The organism is Nocardia donostiensis (assembly GCF_002081715.1).
Lineage (GTDB): Bacteria > Actinomycetota > Actinomycetes > Mycobacteriales > Mycobacteriaceae > Nocardia > Nocardia donostiensis.
Window position 1 is genome coordinate 173,144 of the sequence record NZ_MUKP01000003.1, and the last position, 25,262, is coordinate 198,405.

Consider the following 25,262-nt stretch of genomic DNA (forward strand, 5'->3'; position numbering starts at 1 on the left):
ACGAAACGGGTTCGTGACGCGGCCGATGCCGTCGACCACGATGGGATCATGAGAATCGCGGTTCCGCGGGAAGTCAAGGAACAGGAGTTCCGGGTGGCGCTCACCCCCGCCGGTGCGGGGGAACTCGCAGGTCGCGGGCATCAGGTGCTGGTGGAGGCCGGAGCCGGGGTTGGATCGGGATTCACCGACGCCGAATACCGGGTGGCGGGGGCGGTGCTCGTACCGGACGCGGAGACGGTGTGGCGGGAGGGGGAGCTGGTATTGAAGGTGAAGGAGCCCGTCGCCGAGGAGTACCCGAGGATGCGGGACGGGCAGGTGCTGTTCACTTTCCTGCATCTGGCCGCCTCACGGGAATGTACCGAGGCCATCCTGGACGCGGGAGTGACCGCGGTCGCCTATGAGGCGGTGCGTACCCCGAACGGTGCGTTGCCGCTGCTCGCGCCGATGAGCGAAGTCGCGGGAAAGCTCGCCCCGCAGGTCGGCGCCTATCACCTGATGGCACCGTTCGGCGGCTCCGGAGTGCTGCTCGGTGGGGTGCCCGGCGTGCGCCGAGCCGATGTGGTGGTACTCGGCGGCGGGGTCGCCGGGACCAACGCGGCGGCGGTCGCGGCCGGAATGGGCGCGCGGGTGAGCGTGCTGGACACCAACCCGGTCCGGCTACGCGAACTGGAGGCCCGGTTTCACGGCCGGATCACCACCCTCGCCTCGAACGCCACCGACATCGAGCATGCGGTCACCGCCGCCGACTTGGTCATCGGCTCGGTGCTGGTACCAGGGGCGCGGGCACCGAAACTGGTTTCCGACGAACTGGTCGCCCGGATGCGGACCGGTTCGGTGCTGGTCGACGTGGCGATCGACCAGGGTGGTTGTTTCGCGGGTTCGCGGCCGACCACCCACGCCGACCCCACCTTCCGGGTGGCTGGCTCGGTGTTCTACTGCGTGCCGAATATGCCCGGTGCGGTCCCGCACACCGCCACCGTCGCGCTCACCAACGCCACCCTTCCCTATGTCCGGCAGATCGCCGCTGAAGGATGGGCGGCCGCCGCGGCGGCAGACCCCGCGCTTGCCCGGGGGTTGACTGCCGCCGACGGGAAGCTGTGCTCGGCGGAGGTCGCAGCAGCCCACGGGTATCCGCCACCGGTCACCGGCTGAGCTCTACTCGACCTGCTGCCCAGGATCGCCCATCCTCCAGTCCGGTTCGCCGTCGAGGGGCAGGTCGTGCAGTTTGTCGGGGTTGCGGACGACATCGATGGCGACGATGCGCCCCCCGTCTACCGTAAAGGAGAAGACACCGGGATATTTGCCGTCGAAAACCAGCAGGCCAGCAGTGCCGTTGACCTTGACGCCGCGGCCCCACCCGTTGACCGCCGACGGGGCGTGATACCAGCCGAGCATCAGTTTCGCGATGATTTCCGCACCGCTGATGGGTTTGCGGATGGAGGGGACCTTGCCGCCGCCGTCCGCGGTCAGGGTCACGTTGGCGTCGAGCAGGCCGAGCAGGGCATTCAGGTCGCCGGAGCGCCATGCCACCGCGAACGCGGAGACAACCTTTTCGTGTTCATCGGGTGAAGCCGGGAAACGGGGCGTGCCGTGCTCGACGTGTTTGCGGGCGCGGGAGGCGAGCTGGCGCACCGCGGCCGGGGTGCGACCGACCACCTCGGCGACCTCGGGGCCGGACATACCGAACACATCCTGCAGCACGAACGCGGTGCGTTCGGCCGGGGACAGCGATTCCAGTACCACCAGCAGCGCCATGGTGACCCGCTCATCCTGGGAGATCCGGTCGGCCGGGTCGTCCCACTCCACCACCGCGGGTTCGGGCAACCATTCGCCGACGTACTGTTCGCGACGCACTCGCGCCGAACCCAGATAATCCAAGGCCAACCGGCCGGTCACGGTGGTCAGCCACGCCCGCAGGTTGTCGATCTCGGCGACGCCACCGGATTCGTGCTGCCGCTGCAACCGCAGCCACGCCTCCTGCACCACATCGTCGGCGTCGGTCAGACTGCCAAGGGTGCTGTAGGCGAGCCTGCGCAGGTACGGCCGGTGCTCCTCGAAACGCCTGGCCAGTTCGGCCTGATCGACGACGTCTGGAGAGTCGAGGTGCTCGGTCACTGCGGTACACCGTTCGTTCGTTGCCTGAGGCATCGGGTATGTCATCGAGATGACGAGACGGGCGGGGCGAGTGTGACATCCAGGCGGCACTCGTCCAGCGACCATCACGCCATCCTCTTCGGATTGTCCCCCGTCGGTGAGGGGAGTGGCGAACCCCGAGCGTACGCAGAGGCGCGGGTTCTGCTGCTCGGGGCAGGAAGCGATTCGGACGTGGCGCCTGGAACGACGCGGATCGGGCGCGGTTAGTCTCGGCGGGTGCGTAGGAGTAGTAGAACGGCCACCGGGTTGCTGCTGGGATTCGCGGTGGATCGGGTGCTGGGTGACCCGCGGCGGTGGCATCCGGTTGCCGGGTTCGGTTCGATGGCACTCGCTGTCGAGACGGTGACCTACGCTGATCGCCGGGCCGCAGGAGTGGTGCATGAACTGCTGCTCGTCGGTTCGGTTGCCGGGGCGGGGGCGGTGCTGCGGGGGCGCGGGATACTGCCGGTGGCGTTGGCGACATGGACGGTGCTGGGCGGGCAGAGTCTGGTGCGGACCGGGCGGGATATGGCCGACCGGCTCGAGGCCGGTGATCTGGACGGAGCCCGTGCGCTGCTGCCGTCACTGTGCGGGCGCGACCCCGCAGCCCTCGACGCCGACGGGCTGGCGCGGGCAGCGCTGGAATCGATTGCCGAGAACACCTCCGACGCTGCCGTCGCGCCACTGCTGTGGGGTGCGATCGCCGGTGTTCCCGGCCTGCTCGGATACCGGGCCGTCAACACCCTCGACGCGATGATCGGCTACCGCAACGACCGCTACCACCGCTTCGGCTGGGCCGCCGCCCGCGTCGACGACCTCGCCAATCTGGCCCCCGCCCGGCTCACCGGTCTGCTGACCGCCTGCCTTGCGCCCCTGTCCGGTGGCACCCCCGCCCGCGCACTGCGTGTGTGGCGCCGCGATGCCCGCAACCATCCGAGCCCGAACGCGGGCGTGGTGGAGTCATCCATGGCGGGTGCGCTCGGTATCCGACTCGGCGGCCGCACCGAGTACCGGCACGGCATAGAACTGAGACCCGTCCTCGGCGACGGCCCGGCACCGACGGTTCCTGATCTGCGGCGTGCGGTGCGCATGTCGGAGGCGGTGCAGTTGGCTGCTGTCACGCTGGCCGCGGCTGCCGCGGCGCTGATCTCGTGGCCGCAGCGCTGACGTCTGTACCTGGAAGCCCTGTGGCGGTCTTGCCTCCCAGCGCAGCTGCCCGGCCTGCTGTTGGCCCATTCGGGACTCTGGCCGGCACAAATCCTGGGCGGCGGCCGGTGCCGGTGGACGTGGTGGTCGCGTGCGTTATTTGCGGGTGCGGCCGTAGCGGTCGGCGAGGCGGTCCTCGGCCGCGACCGGGGTCGGAGGGGTTTCCGGTTCCGTCGGTGCGGGTTCGGTAGGGGGCGGCGCTTGTTCGGTGCGGTTCTTACGGCGTTCCTTGATTTCGGCATAGACGAAATAGCCGAGGCCGAGCGGGGCCATGACGCCGAAAGCCAGCCACTGCAAGCCATAGGACAGGTAGGGGCCCGCGTCGAGTTGGGGAAGCGGGGTGGGAGTGAAAGCGCCGGGCTGATCCTCACCGAGCTGCAGATAGCCGCCTCGGCCACCGGTGGGGACCGGGGTCAGCGGGAGATCGAGCACGCTGGTTTCCTGCTCGGTGTCGATCGAATACACCTGCCGGTATCCGTCTTGCACGGTGGGCAGCCGGTCGGGGTTGCTGCCTTCGGATGCGCGGATACGGGCTTCGATCCGAAGTGGCCCTGCCGGTGGCGCGGGGACCTGCGGTGGCCGTGCCCCTTCGACGGCGGCCACGAGCCCGCGGTCGACCAGCAGGATGCGGCCGTCGGTGAGCTGGAACGCCGCCAGCACCGAATAGCCGGGGGCGCCATCGAGGTGACGCAACCGCACCAGCACCGTCGAATCGGCCACATAGCTGCCTTCGGCGATCACCCGCCGCCATTCGGTCGGTTCACCGCCGACCTCGTCGAGCACCCCGGTGACGGGAACCGGGTCGGCCTGCACCGAATCGGCGATCAACTGGTTGCGTTCGGAGGTGTCGGTGTTCTTGCCGAGCTGCCACGGCGCGAGCACCGAAAAACACAGGTAGGCGAACGCAACGACCACGGCGGCCAGGATCAGCCAGCCCGGTCGCAGCAGGAACGCTAACCGGCGCATCAGACCAGCCCGTCTGCGACCGGTTCGGCGCGGGCGGCGAGCGTGGCCCGCACCCAGTCGAGCATGCCTGGGATCGCGGCTTCGATCTGGTTGCGGACCAGGTCGAAATCGGCGGTCGAGCCGTAGTACGGGTCGGGCACGTCGACACCGTCGGCATCCGGGTCGAAACTGCGCAGCAGGGTGCGGCGCTGGGCCGGGATGCCGAGCACCGCCAGCTCCCGGTCGTGGGTGCGGTCGAGCGCGACGACCAGATCGGCGTCGGCGTGCTCGGTACCGAACTTCGCGGCGGTATGCCCGGTCGGGTAACCGTAACGGCGGAGCGTGGAATCGGTGCGTGGGTCGGCGTCGCCGCCCACATGCCAGCCGGTGGTGCCCGCGCTGCTCACCCGCACCTTGTTGGCCAGACCGGCCCGGTACAGGTGTGACGCGAAAATTTTCTCGGCCATAGGGGATCGGCAGATATTGCCGGTACAGACGAACGAAATATGCAGCTCACCCACGCCGACCATTGTGGCCGGTCGCCCGGGCCTGCCGCCACGTAGGGTGTGGTGTCGTGTCCGACACCGTCGATTTCGCCCGGTTACGCCACCACGGCGATGTGGAGGCGCGCCCCGGTCTGCTCGATTTCGCGGTGAATGTGCAGGGCAGTGCGCCGCCGGAGTGGTTGCGGCAGCGCCTCGCCGCCGGGCTCGCCGACCTGGGCCGTTATCCGAGTGCCGACGACGAGCTGGCGGCTCGCAGCGCGGTCGCGGCCCGGCACGGGCGAACCGCGGACGAGGTGTTGCCGTTGGCGGGCGGGGCCGAAGGGTTCGCGCTGCTGCCTCGGCTGCAACCCCGGCTGGCGGCGGTGGTGCATCCGTCGTTCACCGAACCGGAGCTGGCGTTTCGGGAGGCCGGTGTCCCGGTGACTCGCGTGGTGCTGGAACCTCCCTACATCCTGGACCCGGCGCTGATCCCCGAGGCCGCCGACCTGGTGGTGCTCGGCAACCCCACCAACCCGACCTCGGTCCTGCACCCCGCCGCCACCCTCCGCGCCCTGCGCCGCCCTGGCCGGATCGTCGTCGTCGACGAGGCGTTCGCCGACGCCGTTCCCGGTGAACCGGAATCCCTGGCCGCCGGCTCCGCACCCGATGTGCTTGTGCTGCGCAGCCTCACCAAGACCTGGGCTTTGGCGGGCCTGCGCTGCGGCTACCTCCTCGGACCCGTCCCACTGCTGCAGCGTCTCGCCCGCAGCCGCCCCCACTGGCCACTCGGCACCCTGCAACTCACCGCCATCACCGCCACCGCCGAGCCGCACGCCGTTGCCGAAGCCGAGGCCCGCGCCCACGACCTCGCCCGCCACCGCGCCCACATGATCGAACGACTGACCGCCATCGGAATCGACGTCCACACCCCCGCCGCCGCACCGTTCCTGCTACTGCACCACCCGGCAGGCGCACGGCTGCGCGAACACCTGATCGAACAGGGCATCGCCGTCCGCCGCGCCGACACCTTCCCCGGTCTCGGCCCCGACCACCTGCGGGTCGCGGTCCGTCCCGCGGCTGATGTCGACCGGCTCGTACACGCGATCCAGACCGCGACAGATGATCTGTCGCTTCCTGTAGTGCCGCTCGGCGAGCGGGCGACCACGGTGTGACCGCGTCCGGCGCCGGGTGGACTCGGTCGGGTGATCGAGGGTGCGCAGAACCAGCGCAGGTGTATAGGAACGGCTCGACGGGGCTCGCTGCCAAGCCGGGGATCGGATCGCTCGTCACGTGGCTCGACCGAATGTCGAGGTGAGCGCGGCCTGTCCGGATCGGCCGGGGCGGTGCCCTGGTCGGCGGACGTGGAACGCCAGGCCCATTCCGTGCGGTGGGCCTGAGCCGCGCGAGTACCTGCTCGCCGAAAGGTCACAAGCCTGAGCTGGGTGGCGACTGCGCGGTTCGGCCCCCTGTGCCGCGGTGGTGTTGTACGAACTCGCGGGGGACGGGTCGCGGGTGAGGGTCCGCCGGCGGCTGGGCTCCGTCGGGAACTGCGTGCGCCGGGTAGTGGCGCGATCGAAGTATCGGTCGGCGACCATGAGCGTGGTGTCGTCGACCAGCACGGATGTCCAGCATGTGTGGTGGTGCGGCCAGGGCGGTGGCGGCATGCAGCATGATGGCTTGGCACGGTTGCGACGACGGAAGGTGTGCGGTGACGACCCTGGCGGATCTGATCGAGGTGCTGGACGCGGCGTACCCGCCGAAGCTGGCCGAATCGTGGGATTCGGTGGGGTTGGTATGCGGGGATCCGGGGGAGACCGTGCAGCGGGTGTTGTTCGCGGTGGATGTCACCGCGGCAGTGGTGGACGAGGCGCTTCAGTGGGGTGCGCAGGCGTTGGTGGCTCATCATCCGCTGCTGTTGCGCGGGGTGGACAGTGTGGCCGCGGACCGGCCGAAGGGGGCGCTGCTGCATCGGCTGATCCGGTCGGGGTGTGCGCTGTTCACCGCGCATACCAATGCCGATTCCGCTGATCCGGGAGTTTCCGATGCACTGGCCGATGCGGTGGGGTTGACCGTTACCGGGCCGTTGGATGCGAAACCGGTCGAGGCCGCGGACAAGTGGACCGTGCAGGTGCCGTGCTCGCACACCGAGGACGTGCTGGCCGCGCTCTTCGCGGCGGGTGCCGGCGGGAGCGGCGACTACCGGGAGGCCGCGTGGCGGGTGACCGGTGTCGGCCAGTTCCGGCCGGGGCAGGGCGCGAGTCCGGCGATCGGCACGATCGGTGAGCTGGAGCGGGTCGAGGAGGACCGGATCGAGGTCGTTGCCCCGCCGCGTGCCCGCGCCGCTGTGCTCGCCGCTTTACGCGCTGCGCACCCGTACGAGGTCCCGGCCTATCACGTCACCGAACGCGCGCCGCTGTCGAGCGGCCTGGGTCTCGGTCGCGTCGGCGAACTCCCCGAACCGCTGACGCTGCGTGAGTTCACGGCCCGCGCCGCCGCCGGGCTCCCGGCGACGGCATGGGGGGTGCGTGCTGCGGGCGACCCGGATCGGTTGATCCGCGCCGTTGCCGTCTGCGGCGGCGCAGGCGATTCGCTGCTCGACGCCGCCACTCGCCGCGGCGTCGACGCCTACCTCACTGCCGACCTGCGCCACCACCCTGCCGACGAACACTTGCGCCGCAACGGCCCCGCCCTGATCGACGCCGCCCACTGGGCCACCGAGTTCCCGTGGTGCGCCCAGGCCGAATCGGTGGTCCGTGCGGGGCTGCCGGACCTGACCACCCGGGTGTCGGCACTGCGCACCGACCCCTGGACTGTCGCCCACCGCTGAGCACCGCAAGAGGAGGCCATCTCGGAACGAGAGTTCCTGGCATCGACCGGTCCTGGTGTTCGAGACGTTGATTTCGGTCGCGCGGTACTTCTCGGATGCCTCCGTCCGTCGTCCGCCCGGGTTCCCGGCGGCGGCCTGCGGGCGACGACACCAGCAACCGGAGCGTCCGAGCCTGCTTCCGACCGCCCACCGCGCGGAAGCGGCCCGGCGCATGGTCGTCCGAACTCGGCCTGCGCATCGGCCCGCCGTACCCGCATCGTTCACCGCGGCCGATGCGACTCGGGAGATACCGATGTGGGCATGGCGGCGATAGCGGGCGAAGGTCGTGCAGCGCCGCCCAGCGGTACTCGGGCCGGTGCGGCGAAGAGATCTGGGGATGTCCGACAGGGAACCGGGCCGGGTCTCGGCGGCTGAATCGTCCTGGTCGAGCACGTCGGCTTGCGGCCTCGGGTGTGGGGGCGGCCCGGCGCGGTACGGTTGAACTTCTATCCGTCCACAGTGTTCAGGGAGTTTGTTCGCGTTGAATGTCGAACCATCGATTCAGGCCAAGCTGCTGCAGCTCGCTGCCATCGACGCCGAGCTGACGCGGATCGCGCACCGGCGGACCGTGCTGCCCGAACAGCAGGAGGTCGCCAGGTTCGAGGCCGAGCGCAACACGCACAAGGATGCGGCGGTCGCGGTGGAGATCGTCATCGACGACCTCGATCGCGATATGCGCAAACTGGAGGGCGAGATCGATGCCGTCCGCAAACGCGAGGAACGCGATCGCGGCATGCTCACCTCCGGTTCGGTGGGCGCGAAACAGCTCTCCGAAATCCAGCACGAACTGGGCAGCCTGGAGCGCCGCCGCACCGTGCTGGAAGACGAACTGCTCGAGGTGATGGAACGCCGCGAAGCCTCCGCCGCCGATCACGAGCATGCGGGCGCCCGGCTGAGCAGAACGGAGCAGGAGCTCTCCGATGCCGTGCGCCAGCGCGACGAAGCGGTGGCCGACCTCGACGCCGCACAGCAGCGCTGCGAAACCGACCGCAAAGAGCTGCTCGGGGCGTTTCCCGACGAGCTGCTGGCGATCTACGACCGGCAGTGTGCTGCGCACGGTGTGGGTGCGGCGCTGCTGCAGGCCCGCCGCTGCGGCGCGTGCCGGATCGAACTGGACCGCGGCGAGATCGCCCGCATTGCGAAAACCGCGCCCGAGGTGGTAGTGCGCTGCCCGGAGTGCGGCGCCGTGCTGGTGCGCACCAAGGAATCGGGGTTGTGAGCGTCGATGAGGTGATTGTCGAAGCCGACGGCGGCTCCCGCGGGAACCCGGGGCCCGCCGGGTACGGTGCGGTTGTTTTCGACGCCGCCCATACCGCGGTACTCGCCGAACGTAAGGAGTCGCTCGGCATCACCACCAACAATGTGGCCGAATACCGGGGCTTGATCGCAGGTTTGGAGGCCGCCGCCGCGCTGGGTGCCCGCGTTGCCGCGGTGCGGATGGATTCGAAACTGGTCGTCGAGCAGATGTCGGGCCGCTGGAAGGTCAAGCATGCGGCGCTGATCCCGCTGGCCGATCGCGCCCGCCGCCTCGTCGCAGGCTTCGACAGCGTCAGCTTCGCCTGGATCCCGCGCGCCGAGAACGCCTACGCCGACCGGTTGGCCAACGAGGCCATGGACGACGCGAAACTGGTGGACGAGGTACGTGCCGCTCGCGACGCAGGTCATCCGCTGCCCGGTGAGCGGGGAACCGGAAAAGCAGTGCGAGAACGGGGCGAGCCCACCGGCGAGGGGGACACCGATGGGGCAGATCCGATCGCCGACTCACGCAGCGCGACCGCCCGGCTCGGCACCGAGGCGTCTGCTCCCGGCTGGACCGGCGCGGTGGGCCGTCCCACCCGCCTGCTGCTGTTGCGGCACGGCCAGACCGAACTGTCGGTGCACCGCCGCTACTCCGGGCGCGGTAACCCGCCGCTGACCGCGCTCGGCCGCGACCAGGCGGCGCGGGCCGCGAAGATGCTTGCCGCCAAAGGCGATATCGCGGCGGTGGTGACGTCACCGCTGGGGCGAGCTCGCGAGACCGCGGAGGCGGCGGGTGCGGCGCTGGGGGTTCCGGTGCGGGTGGTCGAGGGTGTGATCGAAACCGATTTCGGCGAATGGGAGGGGCTTACCTTCGCCGAGGCCGCCGAACGTGATCCGGACCTGCATAAGCGCTGGCTCGGTGATCCGTCGTTACGCGCGCCCGGCGGGGAGAGTTTCGACGAGGTCAGGGAGCGGGTCGAGGCGGCGCGCCGGGATCTGGTCGCGCTGTACCCGGGAGCCAATATCGTTGTTGTGAGTCACGTCACGCCGATCAAAACGTTGCTGCAACTCGCGCTCGGCGTCGGTCCGTCGTTGCTGTACCGGCTGCATCTGGATCTGGCATCCCTGTCGATCGCCGAGTTCTACGATGATGGCGGCTCGTCGGTGCGGCTGGTCAACGATACGAGTTATCTGTGATATCGGGCGCTGGGCGATAACTGCGGCCGTCCCGTTCGGTGCGCGAAAGCTGGAGACTGCTGTCACCCCCTTCCAACATATTCATGTTTCACATTGCCGTGAAGTGGTGAAAGTTGTTCTGGTTCGTTGAATTTAGAGGATGACGGTAGGCTCCAGGGCGGTCAGGTGCAGGCGTGTCGCCCGCCTGCTGACCGGGATGGGGTCATGGTCCCGGGTCGAACGTTCGATGAGAGTGCAGGTTCGATGAGCAGTCCGATCAAAGTAGTTGTACTAGGGGCGGGGATCGGCGGGCTCACCACCGCCGCGGCGTTACGCCGCGCTGGGTTCGGTGTGGAACTCTACGAAGCCGCGCCCGAGCTGCGGGCACAGGGCTTCGGTCTTTCGGTGCAGGCCAACGGGATCAACGCCTTGCGCACGCTCGGTCTAGGGATCGACGAGGAATTACTGGAACGCGGCGGCCGGGTGGAAACCTTCCAGTTCCGCCGTCCCGACGGCACCCTCATCCGGGAACTACCGGTCCACGAACTCGACGCTCGGCTCGGTGCGCCCGCGGTGGCATTGCATCGGGCCGATCTGCACGATGTGCTGCTGCATGCGATCGACGACACCCAGACCTTCGTCGGCGCGCAGGCCACCGGCTTCACCGATGACGGCGACCGGGTGCGGGTACGGTTCGCCGACGGACGCGAAGCCGAGGGCGATCTGCTGGTCGGCGCCGACGGCATCCATTCGGTGGTGCGTGCCCAGTTGCACGGACGCAGCGAACCGCGTCCCGGCAATTTCGTGTGCTGGCTGGCCTGCGTCCCGTTCCAGCATCCGCATGTGCCGCGCGGTGCGTCGACCCATTACTGGGGCACCGGAATGCGATTCGGCATCCACGATATCGGCCACGGTCGCGTGTACTGGTGGGGCACGATGACGCTGCCCGCCGAACAGGCCGCCGCATGGGACGGCAGCAAAGCAGATCTGCTGCGCCTCTACGCGGGCTGGGCTCCGGAGGTCCGCGCCTGCATCGAACAAACCGACTGGGACGACGTGCTGGCAGTGCCTGCGCAGGACCGGCCGCCGCTGGCCGAACTCGGGCGCGGCCGGGTCACCCTGCTCGGCGACGCCGCCCACCCGATGCTGCCCAGCCTCGGCCAGGGCGCGAACTCGGCCATCGAGGACGCGGTGGTGCTCGCGCACACCCTGACGAACTCGCTGGACCCGGTGGCCGGTCTGCGCCGCTACGAACAGCTGCGCGCCGACCGCAACGCCATGTTCGTCAACGGTTCGCTCAACCTGGGCAAGGTGGAGCAGACGGTGAACGACAAGCTGGTAGCGGTGCGCGAGGCCTATTTCCGGCGCGCCCCCGAGTCGTTCTTCCTGCAGAACCTGGCCAAGCCCATGGGTTTCCCACCATTGCACGGCCCGACGGCGGAGCTTCCGCGTGCACTGTCACCGATGGAACGCTGGCATTGGATCGCCGACCAGCTCGCCCCGCTGCACATTCTGTCCCGGGTGCGGGTGCACGGCCCAATCACTGTCGAACAGTTGCGTACCGGCCTGGACGAGGTGCAGCGGCGGCACCCGCTGCTGCGCGTCGCCGTGGCGGCGAACGCCGACGGCACAGCACCGGAGTTCGTTCCGGTGCAACGCCAGATCCCGCTGCGGGTGGTGGCAGCCGCCGATCCCGATGCCTGGCTCGATGAGGTCGACGAGGTCGAGCTGCGGGAGCCGTTCGACTGGCGGGCGGGCCCCCTGGCCAGGGCGGTGCTGATCAGCGACCCGTCGGGCCAGGTCAACGACCTGATCGTCACGCTGCATTACGCGATCGCCGACGGCGAATCGGCAATGACCGTGGCCGCACAGGTGCTCGAAGCCGCCGCGGGCGAAGCCGCGCCGCTGCCGCCGAGCCCGGTACGTCCCGGCCCCGAACAGCTGTTCCCAGCGAAATTCCGTGGGGCAAGCGGCACCGGCAGGCTGGTCGGTTCGCTGCTGCGCGACCAGAAAACGCAGCTGCGGCACCGTCCCCGGCGTCTGGAACCCACCAGGATCGCGCCGCCGTCGCAGCGCCGCAGCCGCGTGGTGCACCGCACCCTGACCGGGGATCAGCTCGATGCGCTGCTGACCGGATGCCGGGCTCGCGGGGTCGAGCTGCAATCCGCTCTGTCGGCTGCCCTGCTCGTCGGCGCGGCGCGTGAGGCCGGAACCACCGGCGCCTCCTGGTTCACCGTCGGCAGTTCGGTGAACTTCCGCTCCCACCTGGGCGGGGTGATCTCCGACGCGGAAGTCGGCACCTACCAGGGCATGATCGCCACACCCGCGCAGTACGCACCGTGGGCATCGCTGTGGCAGCTCGCCGCCGAGATCGACCGCGAATACGCCGACCGCATGCGCCGCCGCGACCATCTGTCGGCGTTGAACCTGCTGCAGGCGGCCGCGCCGAAATCGGTGGGAACCAGCGCGTCCACAGTGCAGGTGATGGACACCCGCGGCCCAGGCCACCTGTGCATGACCTACCTCGGGCAGTACGGCTTCCCGGACAAGGTGGGTGCCTGGCGGCTGTCGGAGGCGCAGTTCGTTTCCGGTATGTCGGTCAGCGGTTTCATCATGGCGACCGCCAACGCCAGCCACGACCAATTGTCGTTCAACGTGGGTTATGTGGAGCCTGCGGTCTCGCGCGAACGCGCGCAGCGGCTGGCCGACGAGAGCATCCAGGCGCTGCTGTCGGCCTGCTGAACAGGCACGCAGTTCACCCCGTGGACAAACCCGGACGGTGCATCGCTGCCCGGCGTCATCCGGGAAATAGTCGAGGTACGGATCTCTGCTCGGACGTGGCCGCGCGCACGCTGCTGCGGTGCCCGGTACCACACAGAGCATGGGTCCGTAACTGCCGTATGAGGAGTTACCGTGACATCCGAGACGAGACGCACGGAAGTGGCGGAGACGGACCCGGCGCCCTGGCCGGTCACCGCGTATCAGCGCGATATCCTTTCCGCCAGTTTCCGTTACGCACCCGAGCCGATCGCGCAGCTGGCCGTCAAAGGTGATGTCGACCGGCCACTGGACCTGCCCCGGTTACGTGCGGCGCTGCGCCGCGCGGTGCAGCGCAACGACGCGCTGCGGCTGCGTTTCGAGTTGGTCGACGGCGAATTCCGGCAGTGGGTCTGCGACACCGAACCGGAACTCGAGCATGTCGATTTCACCGGCGACACCGACCCGGCGGCGGCATGCGCACGCTGGCTGCGCGCCGCGGCCGCGCAGCCGATCCCCGGTCCGGGCACTCTCGCGGTCACCGCCTTGGTGGACGATCCGAACGGCTTCCACATCTTCATCCGCGTGCTGCACGCCGTCGCCGACGGCTGGGCGCTGAACCTGCTGTTGGCGCATCTGATCCTGGATTTCCTGAGCGACGACACCAGCGCGTTCGAGCAGCCGATGCCCTCCTACCGGGAACTGCTCGCCGAGGAACAGCGCTACCGGTTCTCCGCCGAATGGAACGACGACCGCGAAGCGCTGCTGGCACATGTCGGCGGCAGTGTGCCCGCGCTGTTTTCCCGTAACTCCGCGCCGACGGCGGCACGCGGGCATCGGCGGCTGCGACTGGGCAAGAACTATCTGGACCGGATCCGCGCCACCGGCGCCACCCCGTTCGCCTACACCGCCGCTGCGCTCGGCTCCTACCTGTGCGCCGTGCACCGCAGCGACGAGGTGATGCTCGGGGTGCCGATGCTCAACCGGCAGACACCGGTGGCCCTGGCCGCGGGCGGTCATGTGACGAATATGCTGCCGCTGCGGGTGCGTTCCGGAACCGGGTCGACGCTGTCGGAATCGGCCGCCGATGTGGGCGCGCAGATCCGTGAGTTGAAGAAACGGCAGCGCTTCGCCTACGGCGACCTGGTGCGAGCCATGGCCGTCGACCCCACGGCGCCACCGCTGTTCGACGTGTCGTACTCGTACATGAAGTTGCCATCCTCGGATCATCTGGATCAGATCATGGAGCAGCTGGAGCTGCCGAACGCGGGTTCGTGCCTGCAGGTGCTCAATATCGTGGCGATCGAACACGAACGTGACGGCTCGCTCAGCCTGCAACTCATCTACGACCTCGACGTTTTCGACCACACCTACCCGATCGGGGAGGCGGTGCGCAGTATCGCCACCATGATCGAGGCGGCGCTGGCCGACCCGGAGCTCCCGGTGGCGCAGCTGCCGCTGCTGTCGCCGCGGGCGGCCGAACGTATCGCCGGGTTCGAGTCCGGGCCGCCGGTCGATTTCCCGTACACGACTGTGGACCGGCTGTTCCAGGAACAGGTCACCGCTCATCCCCGCCGGACCGCGATCGTGGCCGCCGCGGGCACCGGTGACAGATCGCTGACCTACGCGGAGTTGGCGCGGCACTCGGACGGCCTCGCCGACCGGCTGCTCGCACTCGGGGCAGCGGACAACGAATGCGTGCCCGTTGTACTGCCGCGCGGCACCGGCATGCTGGTCGCGCTGTACGGCATCGTGCGGGCGGGCTGCGCCTACGTGCCGCTGGATCCGGAGTTCCCGGCCGCCCGGATCGATACGGTGCTCGCGGACTGCGCAGCCCGTTTCGTGGTGGCCGACACCCGGCATCAGGCGCTGTTCGACCGGCGCGGCATCACCCGGATCGATCCCGCCGATATCGCCTCGGGTTCGGTGCACAACCGTTCCCATCCGGCGAATCTGGCGTACCTGATCTACACTTCCGGCTCCACCGGAAAACCGAAGGGCGTGATGATCGAGCACCGCTCGGTGGTCAACCGCCTGACCTGGATGCAGCGGCGTTACCCGCTGGCCGCCGATGATGTGATCCTGCAGAAAACCCCCGTGACGTTCGATGTGTCGGTGTGGGAGTTGTTCTGGTGGGCGATCACCGGAGCCCGGGTGGCGTTGCTGGAGCCGGGCGGGGAACGCGACCCGCGGCGCATCATCGCCGCCATCGCCGCCGCCGAGGTGACGGTGCTACATTTCGTGCCGTCGATGCTGGCGGCGTTCGTCACCGAACTCGAAGCCAACCGGGCACAACTGGGCCGTATCGCCACACTGCGCCGCGTGTTCTGCAGCGGGGAAGCGCTATCGCCCGCGCTGGTACGCCGCTTCCACGCCCTGTACGCCGCGGCGAAACTTCCCGCGCCCCAGCTGGTCAACCTGTACGGCCCCACCGAAGCCACCGTCGACGTCTCGTATTTCGACTGCCCGGACGAACCGCTGGATACCGTGCCGATCGGGCGGCCCATCGACAACATCGACCTACTGGTGCTCGACCACACCGGGCGCAGGCTGCCCGTCGGGGTGCCGGGCGAGCTGAACATCGCCGGTGCCGGTGTCGCCCGCGGATACCGCGGACGACCGGAACTGACTTCGGCTGCGTTCGTGCACGATCTGCGGGTGCCGGGCCGCAGACGCTACCGCACCGGCGACCTGGTCCGTTGGCTGCCGGACGGAAATCTGGAATACCTGGGCCGCTTCGACGACCAGGTGAAGATACGCGGTAACCGGGTCACCCTCGGCGAAGTGCAGAACGCGCTGCTGGATTGCGCGGGCGTGCGCGACGCCGCCGTCGTCGACGAGGAGTCCACCGCGCAAGGGGTGCACCTGGTCGGTTACTTCGTCGCCGCCCCCGACGCCGAACCGACCCCCGGCGGGCTCGCCGCCGAGCTCGGCAACCGGTTGCCCACATATATGGTCCCGTCCCGGCTGGTGCGGGTCGAGCGGATCCCGGTGACCCGCAACGGCAAACTCGACCGCAACGCCCTCGCCCAGTACGCCACCGAACCCGGGGCAGGGTCCGGCTCGCGCGACCACACACCCGGCACGGAGGTGGAGGCCGCGCTGACCCGCATCTGGGCAGCCACCCTCGGTGTCGAAACCATCGGCGTGCACGACGATTTCTTCACCCACGGCGGCGATTCGATTCTGGTGCTCGCACTGCGCACCGCCGCCGAACGCGAGGGACTGTTCTTCGACGTCGACAGCTTCTACCAGCGGCCGACCATCGCCGAACTCGCGCATGTGGTGGCACGGGAATCGGCACCGACTCCAGCGCAGATCACCACACCACTGGACACGGTGCCGCTGGTCGACCGCGCCGCCCTGCACCACGCCGAAGACGCCTTCCCGGCGACCGCATTACAACTGGGCATGCTGTTCCACAGCATCGAACGCGCCGATTCGGCCAGCTACAAAGATGTTTTCCGCTACCGGCTGCAACTGCCCTGGTCCGAAGACCGGTTCCGCGCCGCCTACGACCGGCTGCTGCGCCGCCAGCCCGCGCTGCGTTCGTCGTTCGAGCTGACCAAATACTCGATTCCGCTGCAGATCGTGCACAGCCGGGTCGACGGCTCGGTGGAGGTCGTCGATCTGACATCGGTGACCAACGCCGAAGCCGAATACCGCATCGAAAACTACATTCAGCAGCAGCGAACGGCCCGTTATCAGTTCGATCGGCCGCCACTGCATGCGCTGCGGGCGTTCCTGCGCACCCCCGAACCGGGCAGCGGCGAACCCGCCGTCGATCTGGTGCTCAGCTTCCACCACGCCATCCTCGACGGTTGGAGCGTGGCCACCGCGGTGCTGGAACTCTTGCGGGACTACCTGCACGATCTTGGCATCGGAGACAGCGGCGTCCCGCCCGGCACCCCCGAGACGACACTGCTGGCCGAGTACGCGCACGCCGAACAGCAGACCGCACGCAGCAGTAAGGCGCGCGAGTTCTGGCGCGCCGAACTCGCCGGCGCCGAACCGACCGCGCTGACCGCGTTGGCCGCACACCACCCGGAAACCGTCACCGTGCCCCGGGCGCGGGCGCTGGTATCGCGGCAGCTCGCCGCCCGGATACGCGCCTACGCCGAACGCCATCAGGTCCCGCAGAAGTCGATCTATCTGACCGCGCATCTGCTGTCGCTGCGGCTGTTGACGGGGCGCGACGACGTCACCACCGGGGTGATCAGCCACGGCCGCCCCGACCGGGCGGGCGCGGAAACCCTCGCAGGCCTGTTCCTGAACACGCTGCCGATGCGGCTGGACGCCACCCCGATCACCTGGGGTGACGCGCTGGCCCAGGTGATCCGCCGCGATCGCGCCGCCCACCCGCACCGGCGCTACCCGCTGCGGTCGATCATCGCCGACCACGGTGGGCCGGTATTCGAGACGGCGTTCAACTTCGTCAACTATCACCAGTTCCAGACAGTGCTCGATGTGCAGCGGGTGCGGCTGCTCGATATCGATATCCGCGAGGAAACCAACTTCCAGCTGCTGGTCACCGTCGCGACCGACCCCCGCGACGGCCGCATCTGGGTGCGGGTCGACGGCGACAGCACCGTCAGTGCGCAACAGTGCGACACCGTCGCGCTCACGATATTGCGTGTCCTCAACGCGCTGGTCACCGAGCGCGACACCGCCTTGGACCTCGGCAACCAGCGCGTACACGCCCGCGACGTGGGCAGCCTCGTCGCCGATATCGCGGCGCTGCGCCCGCACGATATCGCTCTCGCAGGCGACGAGGGTGCCTGGACCTACGACGAACTGCACACCTTCGCCGACACCATCGCCGCCCGCCTGGCCGCACACGGCGTCGTGGCCGGTGCCCGCGTCGGCGTGTTGATGCGGCGGCGACCGGAACTGGTCGCGCTGGTCCTCGCGATCGCCGGTCTCGGCGCGGCCAGCGTACCGCTGGACATCAGCTATCCGCGGGCCCGACTGAACCTGATGATCGACCGCGCCCGCCCGCAGCGCGTGGTCGCCGACGCCGATTACGCCGATATCGTCGACAACCCCGCCCTGCTGCTCGACGCCGCCGAACTCACCGCACCCGGCCCAATGGAACTGAACCAGGTAGCTGTGCCGCCGGTGTATCCGGACACCACCGCGTACGTGCTGTTCACCTCCGGCTCCACCGGTGAGCCGAAGGGCGTCGCCATGCCGCACCGCGGCCTGACCGCCCTGGTCGACTGGCAGAACCGCGCTGTCTCCGGCGTCGGCCTGGCCAGCACACTGCAACTGGCGCCGTTGAGTTTCGACGTGTCGTTCCAGGAAATCTTCACCACGCTGGCCTCCGGCGCGACGCTGCGGGTGAGCGGCCGTGATCTGCGTGCCGACGTGGAGGACCTGCTGTACACCGTCGCCGACGAGAACATCGAACGCATCTACCTGCCGTATGTGGCGTTGCAGGCGTTCGCCGAGGCCGCGGTGGTGCGGCAGGTGTTCCCGACCGAGCTGAAGGTGCTGGCGTCCTCCGGTGAGCAACTGCGCATCACCGACGAGATCCGCGCCCTGCGCGAGGCGGTGCCGGGGCTGCTGCTGGAAAACCAGTACGGTCCGACGGAAACCCATGTCGCGACCAGGTATTCGCTGACCGGCCCTGCGTCGGAGTATCCGCAGCTGCCGCCGATCGGCCGCGCCGTCGACGGTGCTGTGGTCGATGTGCTCGATACCGCGCTGCGCCCGCTGCCCGCCGGTGCGCCCGGCGAAATCTATATCAGCGGACGCACGCTGGCCAGCGGTTACCTGGCCAGCCCCGGCCTGACTGCGCAGCGTTTCGTCGCCGCTCCCGGTGGCGCGGTCCGCTACCGCACCGGCGATCTGGGGGTCCGGCTCGCTTCCGGCGCTATCGTCTGCCTGGGCCGCGGCGACAGCCAGGTCAAGATCCGTGGTTTCCGGGTGGAACCGGCCGAAGTCGAATTGAGCATCCTCGGATCGGCCGAATACTTCCCCGGCATCCTCGATGTCGCCGTGGTGGCGCACAGTTTCGGCGGTATCGATGGCGCGCTGCTGGCATTCCTGGTCGGCGACGAGGCCAGCACCGATATCGCGGCCCTGCGCACTCACCTGCGCACGGTGCTGCCCGCGCATATGGTGCCGTCGCGGTTCCACTGGCTCGACGAACTCCCGCGCACTCCCAGCGGCAAACGCGACGACCGCGCGCTGCTGGGCATTCCGCTCGACTGGGGCGAGGCCGCCGTCACCCAGCGTGAACCGGTCGACGAGATCGAACGGTCGGCGATGGAGTTGCTCGCCGAATACGCCGGGCTGCCCGCGATCGGCCCCGACGACGATTTCTACGATATGGGTGGAACTTCCATCGGCGCCATGCGCGTGGTGATGGGATTGTCCCGCCGCTGGGGTGTGGAACTGCCGATGAGCTCGTTCATCGGCTCGCCGACCGCCGCCGGGCTGGCCGCGCTGATCCGGGCGGGGGAGACTGCACCGAGTTTCGACCCGCTGGTGCCGATCAATACCGACGGTCACCGGGCGCCGCTGTTCCTGGTGCACCCGATCGGCGGCAATGTGCTCTGCTATCTGGCCGTCGCCAAATACCTCGATCCCGACCGCCCGGTGTACGGGTTGCAGGCCGCGGGCGCCGATGCGGGCAGTGTGCCGTTGACGTCGGTGGCCGATATGGCCGAGTCGTATATCGCCGCGATCCGGCGGGTGCACCCGGTGGGGCCGTATCACGTGGCGGGCTGGTCGTTCGGCGGGTATGTGGCGTTGGAGATGGCGCGGCGGCTACCCGAACACGAGGTGGCCACCGTGACCCTGCTCGACACGATGGCGTTGCGGCAGCAGTCCCGCAAAACGATTCCGGAAGAGAGACTGATCCGCTGGTTCTTCCTGGAACTGCTGTGGTACGCCCGCGGAAACGAGAGTGCCCTGGTCGATTTCGAGCCGGATGTGCACGGTTCGGCAGAACTGTTCGACGCCATGCTGGCCGAGGCGATCCGCTCCGACATCCTGCCCGAAGGCAGCCCCGCTCAGTCGATCCGCCGGTTGTACGATGTCTTCCACGCCAATTACACGGCGCTGATCGAATACGAGCTCACACCGTATGACCGCGATATCACCCTGCTGCGGGCCGCCGATGGCCTGCCGCCGGGTTTCGATATCGCACATCAGACCGTCGGCACGATGTTCGACAGCGAGAACAATGGCTGGGAACAGTACGCGGGCCGCCGCTTCCAGGTGGTCACCGTGCCCGGCGACCACCTGCACATGATGACCGAACCACATGTCGGGGAAGTGGGGATGCAGCTGGATGCGGCCGTCGCCGCGGGCGATCCGGATCTGGACCGCGAATTCAGCGAGGGGATGCTCGACGCGTGAGTTACCGGCCCGCCGCGGCCCGCAGTACTGCCGCGGTGAATTCGTCCAGTGGATAGAACAATTCGATCGCCAGCTCCGACAAGGTCACGTCGGCGGGTGCGCCGAAGGTGGCCATCGTGCTGAACATCGCGATCTCACCTGCCGGGGTACGCACCCGCACCGGAAATTGGAACGGGCCCGACCGCTCCAGACCGGTTTCGGTGTCGGTGGTCTCGGGTAGCGGGTAGGCGCTGACCTCGTCATACAGGTCCCGCAACCGGGTATCGCCGGTCGCGCTGACCTGCCGCGCCAACCGCTCCAGGAACCGTTCACGCACCTGGTGCGCGTTCACCAACCGGCCCGACAGTCCTTCCGGGTGCAGCACCAGCCGGTACACGTTCGGTTGCCCGTCCAGCAGATGGGCGTGCACACCGTCGGTGAGCACATGCATCGCCGAGTTACCGGCCACCACATTCCACATCCGGTCGACCACGACCGCCGGGTACGGCTCGTGCGTGGCCAGCATCGTTTCCCACGCCGATCGTGCGGCCGCCAGGTTCTCGTCGTCGAGACTGCTCTCCTGATACGCCGGTGCGTAGTCAGCGGCCAGCAGCACCGTATTGCGTTCCCGCAGCGGAACATCCAGTGCTTCGCACAAGCGCAACACCATCGCCCGGCTCGGTTTCGCCCGCCCCGTCTCCACATACGACAGATGCCGGGCCGATGTCCCCGCCGCCAACGCCAGATCCAGTTGGCTCAACCGTCGCCGCTGCCGCCATTCCCGCAACAACCCGCCGACGCGCGAGGAAGCCATGAATCGAGTTCCTACCACCCGGTCAGGCTAAACGGCCGTCGGTGAGCACCGCCATGACCTCGGAGGTCATTGAGCCGGTTACCCACATCCGCCACAGTGGTGCCGTCACCGACCTCGAACAAGAAGGCGAACATGACCACCGCGATACGAACATCCCGAACAAACACTGTCCTGGACTCCGAACCCCTCCGGCGCGCCCTCCGCGTGGACGGCTGGTCCACCGGCGTATTCGGTGTCGTCATGCTCGCCGGCGCGGCACCGCTGACAGAGCCCCTCGGTCTCCCCACCTCCTGGTCGATCCCGGTCGGCGTCGCCATGCTCGGCGGGGCGCTGGCATTGCTGCTCATCGCCGGCTACCCGGTCGTCTCCTTACGCCACGCGAGGGCCGTGGTCGCCGTGAACCTGACGGCCGCCGTGGCGATGGTGGCGTTGGCCTTCTCCGGCCTGATCGATCTGACCGGACTCGGCATCGTTTTCTTGCTGATCGGCGCGGTCACCGTCTCGGTGTTCGCCTTCTTCGAATATCGGGGATCGGTCCGAGCCACCGGGAAAGGACAGTAAGACCATGAACAACCGCACGGCTTCGGTCGACATCTCCCGCGCCGACGACGAAGCCGCTGTGCTGCGGCTCCTCGACGAACAAGCCTCCGCCTGGCAAGCCGGAGACGGCGCCGCCTTCGCCGCCACCTGCACCGAAGACGCCGTTTTCGTCTCTGTCATCGGCGAACATATCGTGGGCCGGACAGCTCTTGCCGCGGTCATGCAGCAAGGTTTCGACGGTTTCATGAAAGACACCCGTTGGTCGTCGCCGAAGCAGACCACTATCCGCTTCCCGGTGGCCGACACCGCCATCGTCGCCACCGACGGCCTGTGCGTCCTGCGCCCCGGCTCCGACACCTGCCGCCCCGAAGACCTCTCCATCCAGACCCGCACCGCGGTGCGCGTGGCTGGGCGATGGCTGTTCGCGTCATTTCAGAACACGCGCATAGTGTCGCCGGGCGACCTTCCGCAGGTCGAACAGTGACCCAGCCCCCGAGACCCGACACACCGGACAACGCCGCTGTCTCTCCGCCTGCGAGTCGACGATGAAGTGCTGGCCTCTATTTTGCCTCACCGTCAGGCGCCGACGAGATCCTCGGGACCCCACTGCGCAGTGAGTGGCAGCCCTTGTTCGACTCCTGCGCGGGCGACTGCCACCAGGGGAGTGTGCGTATCTACGCCAGGTACGGCAAGCACCTCTCGCGCGAGGGCGTCGTAGTCGTGGCGGTCGAACAACCGGTCTTCGAGCCATTTGACCGAGCCGAGAAAATGTACCGCCCCGGCCACGGGGGTACGGTCCGCGCCGATGATGTCGATTTCCGGTTTGTTCTGCCGGTTCCACCAGCCGCCGATCGCTTCGGTATCGGGCCAGCGGTCATCGGGGAGTAGACGTAGCAGGGATTCTCGGATGAGCGGCTCTACGGCACGTCCACACCAAGTGGTCCAGGAGCGTTCGATGTGGGCGAGGGCGAGGTCGCCACGCCCGCGTTCGGTGAGGGGGATGCCGCGCTGCAGGAACGCGAGCCAGAACCGCAGGTATGGGTCGGCGATGCGGTAGCGCTTGTTCTTGGAGTCGGGTTTGGTGGACAGCGGCAGGTCGGCGGCGATCGTGCTGAAGGTTCGTTCGCCGGATCCGATCGCTTCCAACACCGCGCGTGATCGCGAGGCCTCCGGGAACTCGCCGAGGAGCGACAGCTCACCGGCCACCAGCAGTGGTGACAACGGGTTGCTGGTCGCCTCGCGTAGGAAGTCTGTTCTGCTCATGCCCGGCTGCCACGACCGAACGATTTCGGGGAACCCGCCGGTGATCAGCATGGCGTCGACAGCAGCGGCGTCATCCAGCCCCTGTCATGCTCTGGACATCGGCCACATGCAGCGGCTGTACCGTCATCTTCGTTGCCCGTCCGAAGAATGGCCGGTCACGCGACTGCAGCGCTTCCATCACCGAGATATCGCTGCCCATCAGAATCAACAGGACCGGCTTCGCCGACAGGTGACGATCCCACACCGTCTGCAGCGCACCTTCGAACTCTGCGTCCTGCTCGACGAGCCACGGCACCTCGTCGATCACCGCGACGCTGGGGTGTCCTGTGGGAGTGCGAGAGCCAAGGCGCGGAGCGCGTGGTTCCAGTCGGAGACCTGTATACCGCTGAAGACCCGTTTCGCCCAGGCTGGAGCGTCCGATGGTTTCGATGAAGTCTTCGCGTTCGGCGACCGAATTACGCCCCTGGTTGCTTGGAAGAGGAGGTAGGGGAGCCCGGAACGGTCACAGAATTCCTGGGCGAGCCGCAACTTGCCGACGCGTCGCCGCCCGGTCACGGTTACCGCTCGGCCGCGCGTGGTGGCTTTTCCCCCGGTGACCACGTCCAGTTGCCTGTATGGCTGGGCCGAAGCGTCTCAGGCGGGGTAGGTGTGGACTTCGGTTGCCTCGAGGGCGGCCCACAGGGGGAGGCCGGGGCGTAGGCGGAGGTCGGCGACGGTGGCGGGGGTGACGTCAGCGAGGACCGGTGGGGTGCCGTCGAGGCGGACGCGGACGGTGTGGGCGTGTTGTTCGATACCGGCGACGGTGACCGGCCAGGTGTTGCGGGGGCTGCCGGTGGGGCGTTCGAGGTGGAGGCCGATCGCGGTGGGTGGGAAGGCGATGTGGACGGGGCCGGTGGCGGGTTCGGCGGTGGTGAGGGTGCCGCCGTCGGTGAGGTCGACGGTGGTGTCGTGGGCGGTGCCGCGAAAAAGGTTGAGCCCCACCAGGTTCGCGACGTAGTCGGAGCGGGGTCGGCGGGCTACCTCGGCGGGGGAACCTTGCTGGACGATGGCGCCGTTTTCGATGATGACGAGACGATCCGCGAGCACCAGAGCGTCGAGGGGGTCGTGGGTGACCAGCACCGTGTGCCCCGGGAAATCGGCGAGATGGTGGGCCAGGTCGGAACGAACCCGCAATCGGGTGCTGGCGTCGAGGGCGGACAGGGGTTCGTCCAGGAGCAATAGTTGTGGTGCGGTGGCCAGGGCGCGGGCCAGCGCCACCCGCTGGGCTTGGCCGCCGGAGAGGGCGCGCGGTTTCGCGTGGGCGTAATCGGTTACCCCCACCCGGTCGAGCCAGCGCCGGGCGGCTGCGCGGGCAGCGGCTCGGCGATGCCCGCGAGCGCGCAGGCCGAAGGCGACATTGTCGAGGGCGGTGAGGTGGGCGAACAACAGGTAATCCTGGAACACCACGCCGATCGGGCGTCGCTCCGCGGGGACGAACACGTTCGGTGGTCCGTCCCAGACCTGCCCGTCCAGCCGGATGCTCCCGTCCGTCAATGGTGTCAGCCCGGCCAGGGCGCGCAGCGCGGTCGTCTTACCCGCGCCGTTCGGGCCCAGTAAGGCCAGGACTTCGCCCGGCTCACACACCAGGTCCGCCGTGAGCCGGAAGTTGCCCCGCGTGAGGTGCAACTGCGCGGCCAGAGTCACAGCGCACCTCGTATCCAGCGTTCGCGCAGCGCGGCCAGCACCGCAACCGACACCGCGAGCAGCACCACGCTGAGCACGATCGCCGCGTCCGGGTCGGTTTCCAAAGCGAGGTATACCGCCAACGGCATGGTGGTGGTTTCCCCGGGAAAGTTGCCCGCGAACGTGATCGTCGCACCGAACTCGCCGAGGGCCCGCGCCCAGCACAGCACCGCACCGGCCACCACACCCGGCAGCACCGACGGCAGCGTCACCCGCCGGAACGTCAGCCACCGCGACGCGCCGAGGGTTGCGGCGGCTTCCTCGTATCGTGGGTCCGCGCTCCGTAACGCGCCTTCGACCGAAATCACCAGGAACGGCATAGCCACGAACGCTTCCGCGACCACCACACCGGGCGTGGTGAACGGCAACGCGACCCCGAACCAGTCGTACAGGTATTGCCCGAGCAGCCCCCGCCGCCCCAGCACCAGCAGCAACGCCACACCACCCACCACCGGCGGCAACACCAGCGGCACGGTGACCAGCGCCCGCACCAGCCCGCGCCCGGGAACATCCCCGCGGGCCAGCAGCCAGGCGAGCGGGATCCCCAGCACCAGGCACAGCACCGTCGCCAGGCTCGCGCATACCAGCGAAAGCCGCAAAGCCGCACCGATTTCCGCGCTGAACAGCCGTTCGGGCAGCTCACGCCACGGCGCTCGCAGCACCAGTCCGAGCAGCGGCACAACCAGGAACACCAGCCCGAGCAGTGCGGGCAGAACGAGGATCAGCGGCCGCCGTCCCCGCACGGCCCGCCGCCGCGTCCGCGTCACTG

At 68.7% G+C, this 25,262-nt stretch carries 18 protein-coding genes; 10 read left to right on the forward strand and 8 right to left on the reverse strand.

Annotation, left to right across the window (positions count from 1 at the left end; genetic code table 11):
- Positions 1-48: 48 nt before the first annotated feature.
- Complete coding sequence (ald, locus tag B0T44_RS03385; protein ID WP_077116556.1) at positions 49-1,152, forward strand: alanine dehydrogenase; 1,104 nt, start codon at positions 49-51, stop codon at positions 1,150-1,152.
- Positions 1,153-1,155: 3 nt separating this feature from the next.
- Here ald and sigJ read toward each other — a convergent pair whose 3' ends face one another.
- On the reverse strand, positions 1,156-2,148 hold the full coding sequence (gene sigJ, locus B0T44_RS03390) for an RNA polymerase sigma factor SigJ (protein WP_077116557.1): 993 nt from the start codon (positions 2,146-2,148) through the stop codon (positions 1,156-1,158).
- Between the two features lie 222 nt (positions 2,149-2,370).
- On the opposite strand from sigJ, the gene B0T44_RS03395 reads away from it, so the two are divergent.
- Positions 2,371-3,300: a cobalamin biosynthesis protein gene (locus B0T44_RS03395; protein WP_077116558.1), complete on the forward strand. Its 930-nt coding sequence runs from the start codon at positions 2,371-2,373 to the stop codon at positions 3,298-3,300.
- A gap of 135 nt (positions 3,301-3,435) precedes the next feature.
- Here the strand turns inward: B0T44_RS03395 and B0T44_RS03400 are convergent, their stop codons facing one another.
- Positions 3,436-4,305 carry an SURF1 family cytochrome oxidase biogenesis protein gene (locus tag B0T44_RS03400; RefSeq protein ID WP_077116559.1) on the reverse strand — a complete coding sequence of 290 codons (870 nt, stop codon included), beginning with the start codon at positions 4,303-4,305 and terminating at the stop codon, positions 3,436-3,438.
- Positions 4,305-4,814, reverse strand: a complete 510-nt coding sequence (locus B0T44_RS03405) for a low molecular weight protein-tyrosine-phosphatase (RefSeq protein WP_077116560.1) — start codon at positions 4,812-4,814, stop codon at positions 4,305-4,307. The genes B0T44_RS03400 and B0T44_RS03405 overlap by 1 nt, the downstream gene beginning before the upstream one ends.
- Before the next feature lie 44 nt (positions 4,815-4,858).
- On the opposite strand from B0T44_RS03405, the gene cobC reads away from it, so the two are divergent.
- The 6 genes from cobC to B0T44_RS03435 all read left to right on the forward strand — a co-directional run bounded on the left by cobC (position 4,859) and on the right by B0T44_RS03435 (position 20,175).
- On the forward strand, positions 4,859-5,941 hold the full coding sequence (cobC, locus tag B0T44_RS03410; RefSeq protein ID WP_077116561.1) for an Rv2231c family histidinol phosphate aminotransferase CobC: 1,083 nt from the start codon (positions 4,859-4,861) through the stop codon (positions 5,939-5,941).
- Between the two features lie 500 nt (positions 5,942-6,441).
- Positions 6,442-7,596 (forward strand): Nif3-like dinuclear metal center hexameric protein, encoded by a 1,155-nt coding sequence (locus B0T44_RS03415; RefSeq protein ID WP_077116654.1) that lies wholly within the window; start codon positions 6,442-6,444, stop codon positions 7,594-7,596.
- A gap of 520 nt (positions 7,597-8,116) precedes the next feature.
- The gene (locus B0T44_RS03420) at positions 8,117-8,854 is read left to right on the forward strand and encodes a zinc ribbon domain-containing protein (RefSeq protein WP_077116655.1); all 738 of its coding nucleotides are present in this window, start codon (positions 8,117-8,119) and stop codon (positions 8,852-8,854) included.
- Positions 8,851-10,071 (forward strand): bifunctional RNase H/acid phosphatase, encoded by a 1,221-nt coding sequence (locus B0T44_RS03425; protein ID WP_077116562.1) that lies wholly within the window; start codon positions 8,851-8,853, stop codon positions 10,069-10,071. The genes B0T44_RS03420 and B0T44_RS03425 overlap by 4 nt, the downstream gene beginning before the upstream one ends.
- A gap of 243 nt (positions 10,072-10,314) precedes the next feature.
- Positions 10,315-12,792 carry an FAD-dependent monooxygenase gene (locus B0T44_RS03430; protein ID WP_081511505.1) on the forward strand — a complete coding sequence of 826 codons (2,478 nt, stop codon included), beginning with the start codon at positions 10,315-10,317 and terminating at the stop codon, positions 12,790-12,792.
- Between the two features lie 171 nt (positions 12,793-12,963).
- Positions 12,964-20,175, forward strand: a complete 7,212-nt coding sequence (locus B0T44_RS03435; protein ID WP_081511508.1) for a non-ribosomal peptide synthetase — start codon at positions 12,964-12,966, stop codon at positions 20,173-20,175.
- Between the two features lies 1 nt (position 20,176).
- Here B0T44_RS03435 and B0T44_RS03440 read toward each other — a convergent pair whose 3' ends face one another.
- Positions 20,177-20,968 (reverse strand): helix-turn-helix domain-containing protein, encoded by a 792-nt coding sequence (locus B0T44_RS03440; protein ID WP_077116564.1) that lies wholly within the window; start codon positions 20,966-20,968, stop codon positions 20,177-20,179.
- 132 nt (positions 20,969-21,100) lie between these two features.
- On the opposite strand from B0T44_RS03440, the gene B0T44_RS03445 reads away from it, so the two are divergent.
- Entirely contained in the window at positions 21,101-21,529 is a 429-nt protein-coding gene (locus tag B0T44_RS03445) for a hypothetical protein (RefSeq protein ID WP_077116657.1), read from the forward strand.
- 4 nt (positions 21,530-21,533) lie between these two features.
- The gene (locus B0T44_RS03450) at positions 21,534-21,992 is read left to right on the forward strand and encodes an SgcJ/EcaC family oxidoreductase (RefSeq protein WP_077116565.1); all 459 of its coding nucleotides are present in this window, start codon (positions 21,534-21,536) and stop codon (positions 21,990-21,992) included.
- A 92-nt stretch (positions 21,993-22,084) separates the two neighbouring features.
- Here B0T44_RS03450 and B0T44_RS27460 read toward each other — a convergent pair whose 3' ends face one another.
- From B0T44_RS27460 to modB, 4 genes are all read right to left on the reverse strand, one after another.
- The gene (locus B0T44_RS27460; RefSeq protein WP_217697484.1) at positions 22,085-22,771 is read right to left on the reverse strand and encodes a DUF234 domain-containing protein; all 687 of its coding nucleotides are present in this window, start codon (positions 22,769-22,771) and stop codon (positions 22,085-22,087) included.
- A gap of 70 nt (positions 22,772-22,841) precedes the next feature.
- Complete coding sequence (locus tag B0T44_RS27465) at positions 22,842-23,078, reverse strand: ATP-binding protein (protein ID WP_217697485.1); 237 nt, start codon at positions 23,076-23,078, stop codon at positions 22,842-22,844.
- A 326-nt stretch (positions 23,079-23,404) separates the two neighbouring features.
- Positions 23,405-24,454 carry an ABC transporter ATP-binding protein gene (locus tag B0T44_RS03460; protein WP_077116566.1) on the reverse strand — a complete coding sequence of 350 codons (1,050 nt, stop codon included), beginning with the start codon at positions 24,452-24,454 and terminating at the stop codon, positions 23,405-23,407.
- Positions 24,451-25,260 (reverse strand): molybdate ABC transporter permease subunit, encoded by an 810-nt coding sequence (modB, locus tag B0T44_RS03465; protein ID WP_077116567.1) that lies wholly within the window; start codon positions 25,258-25,260, stop codon positions 24,451-24,453. Before modB ends, B0T44_RS03460 begins: the two co-directional genes overlap by 4 nt.
- Positions 25,261-25,262 lie beyond the last annotated feature (2 nt).

Excerpts from the sequence above, each read along its gene's own strand:
- ald (WP_077116556.1), top strand. The coding sequence starts at position 49 with ATGAGAATCGCGGTTCCGCGGGAAGTCAAGGAACAGGAGTTCCGGGTG.
- sigJ (WP_077116557.1), bottom strand. The coding sequence starts at position 2,148 with ATGCCTCAGGCAACGAACGAACGGTGTACCGCAGTGACCGAGCACCTC.
- B0T44_RS03400 (WP_077116559.1), bottom strand. The coding sequence starts at position 4,305 with ATGCGCCGGTTAGCGTTCCTGCTGCGACCGGGCTGGCTGATCCTGGCC.
- B0T44_RS03405 (WP_077116560.1), bottom strand. The coding sequence starts at position 4,814 with ATGGTCGGCGTGGGTGAGCTGCATATTTCGTTCGTCTGTACCGGCAAT.
- B0T44_RS03415 (WP_077116654.1), top strand. The coding sequence starts at position 6,442 with ATGGCTTGGCACGGTTGCGACGACGGAAGGTGTGCGGTGACGACCCTG.
- B0T44_RS03430 (WP_081511505.1), top strand. The coding sequence starts at position 10,315 with ATGAGCAGTCCGATCAAAGTAGTTGTACTAGGGGCGGGGATCGGCGGG.
- B0T44_RS03440 (WP_077116564.1), bottom strand. The coding sequence starts at position 20,968 with ATGGCTTCCTCGCGCGTCGGCGGGTTGTTGCGGGAATGGCGGCAGCGG.
- B0T44_RS03445 (WP_077116657.1), top strand. The coding sequence starts at position 21,101 with ATGACCACCGCGATACGAACATCCCGAACAAACACTGTCCTGGACTCC.
- B0T44_RS03450 (WP_077116565.1), top strand. The coding sequence starts at position 21,534 with ATGAACAACCGCACGGCTTCGGTCGACATCTCCCGCGCCGACGACGAA.
- B0T44_RS27460 (WP_217697484.1), bottom strand. The coding sequence starts at position 22,771 with ATGAGCAGAACAGACTTCCTACGCGAGGCGACCAGCAACCCGTTGTCA.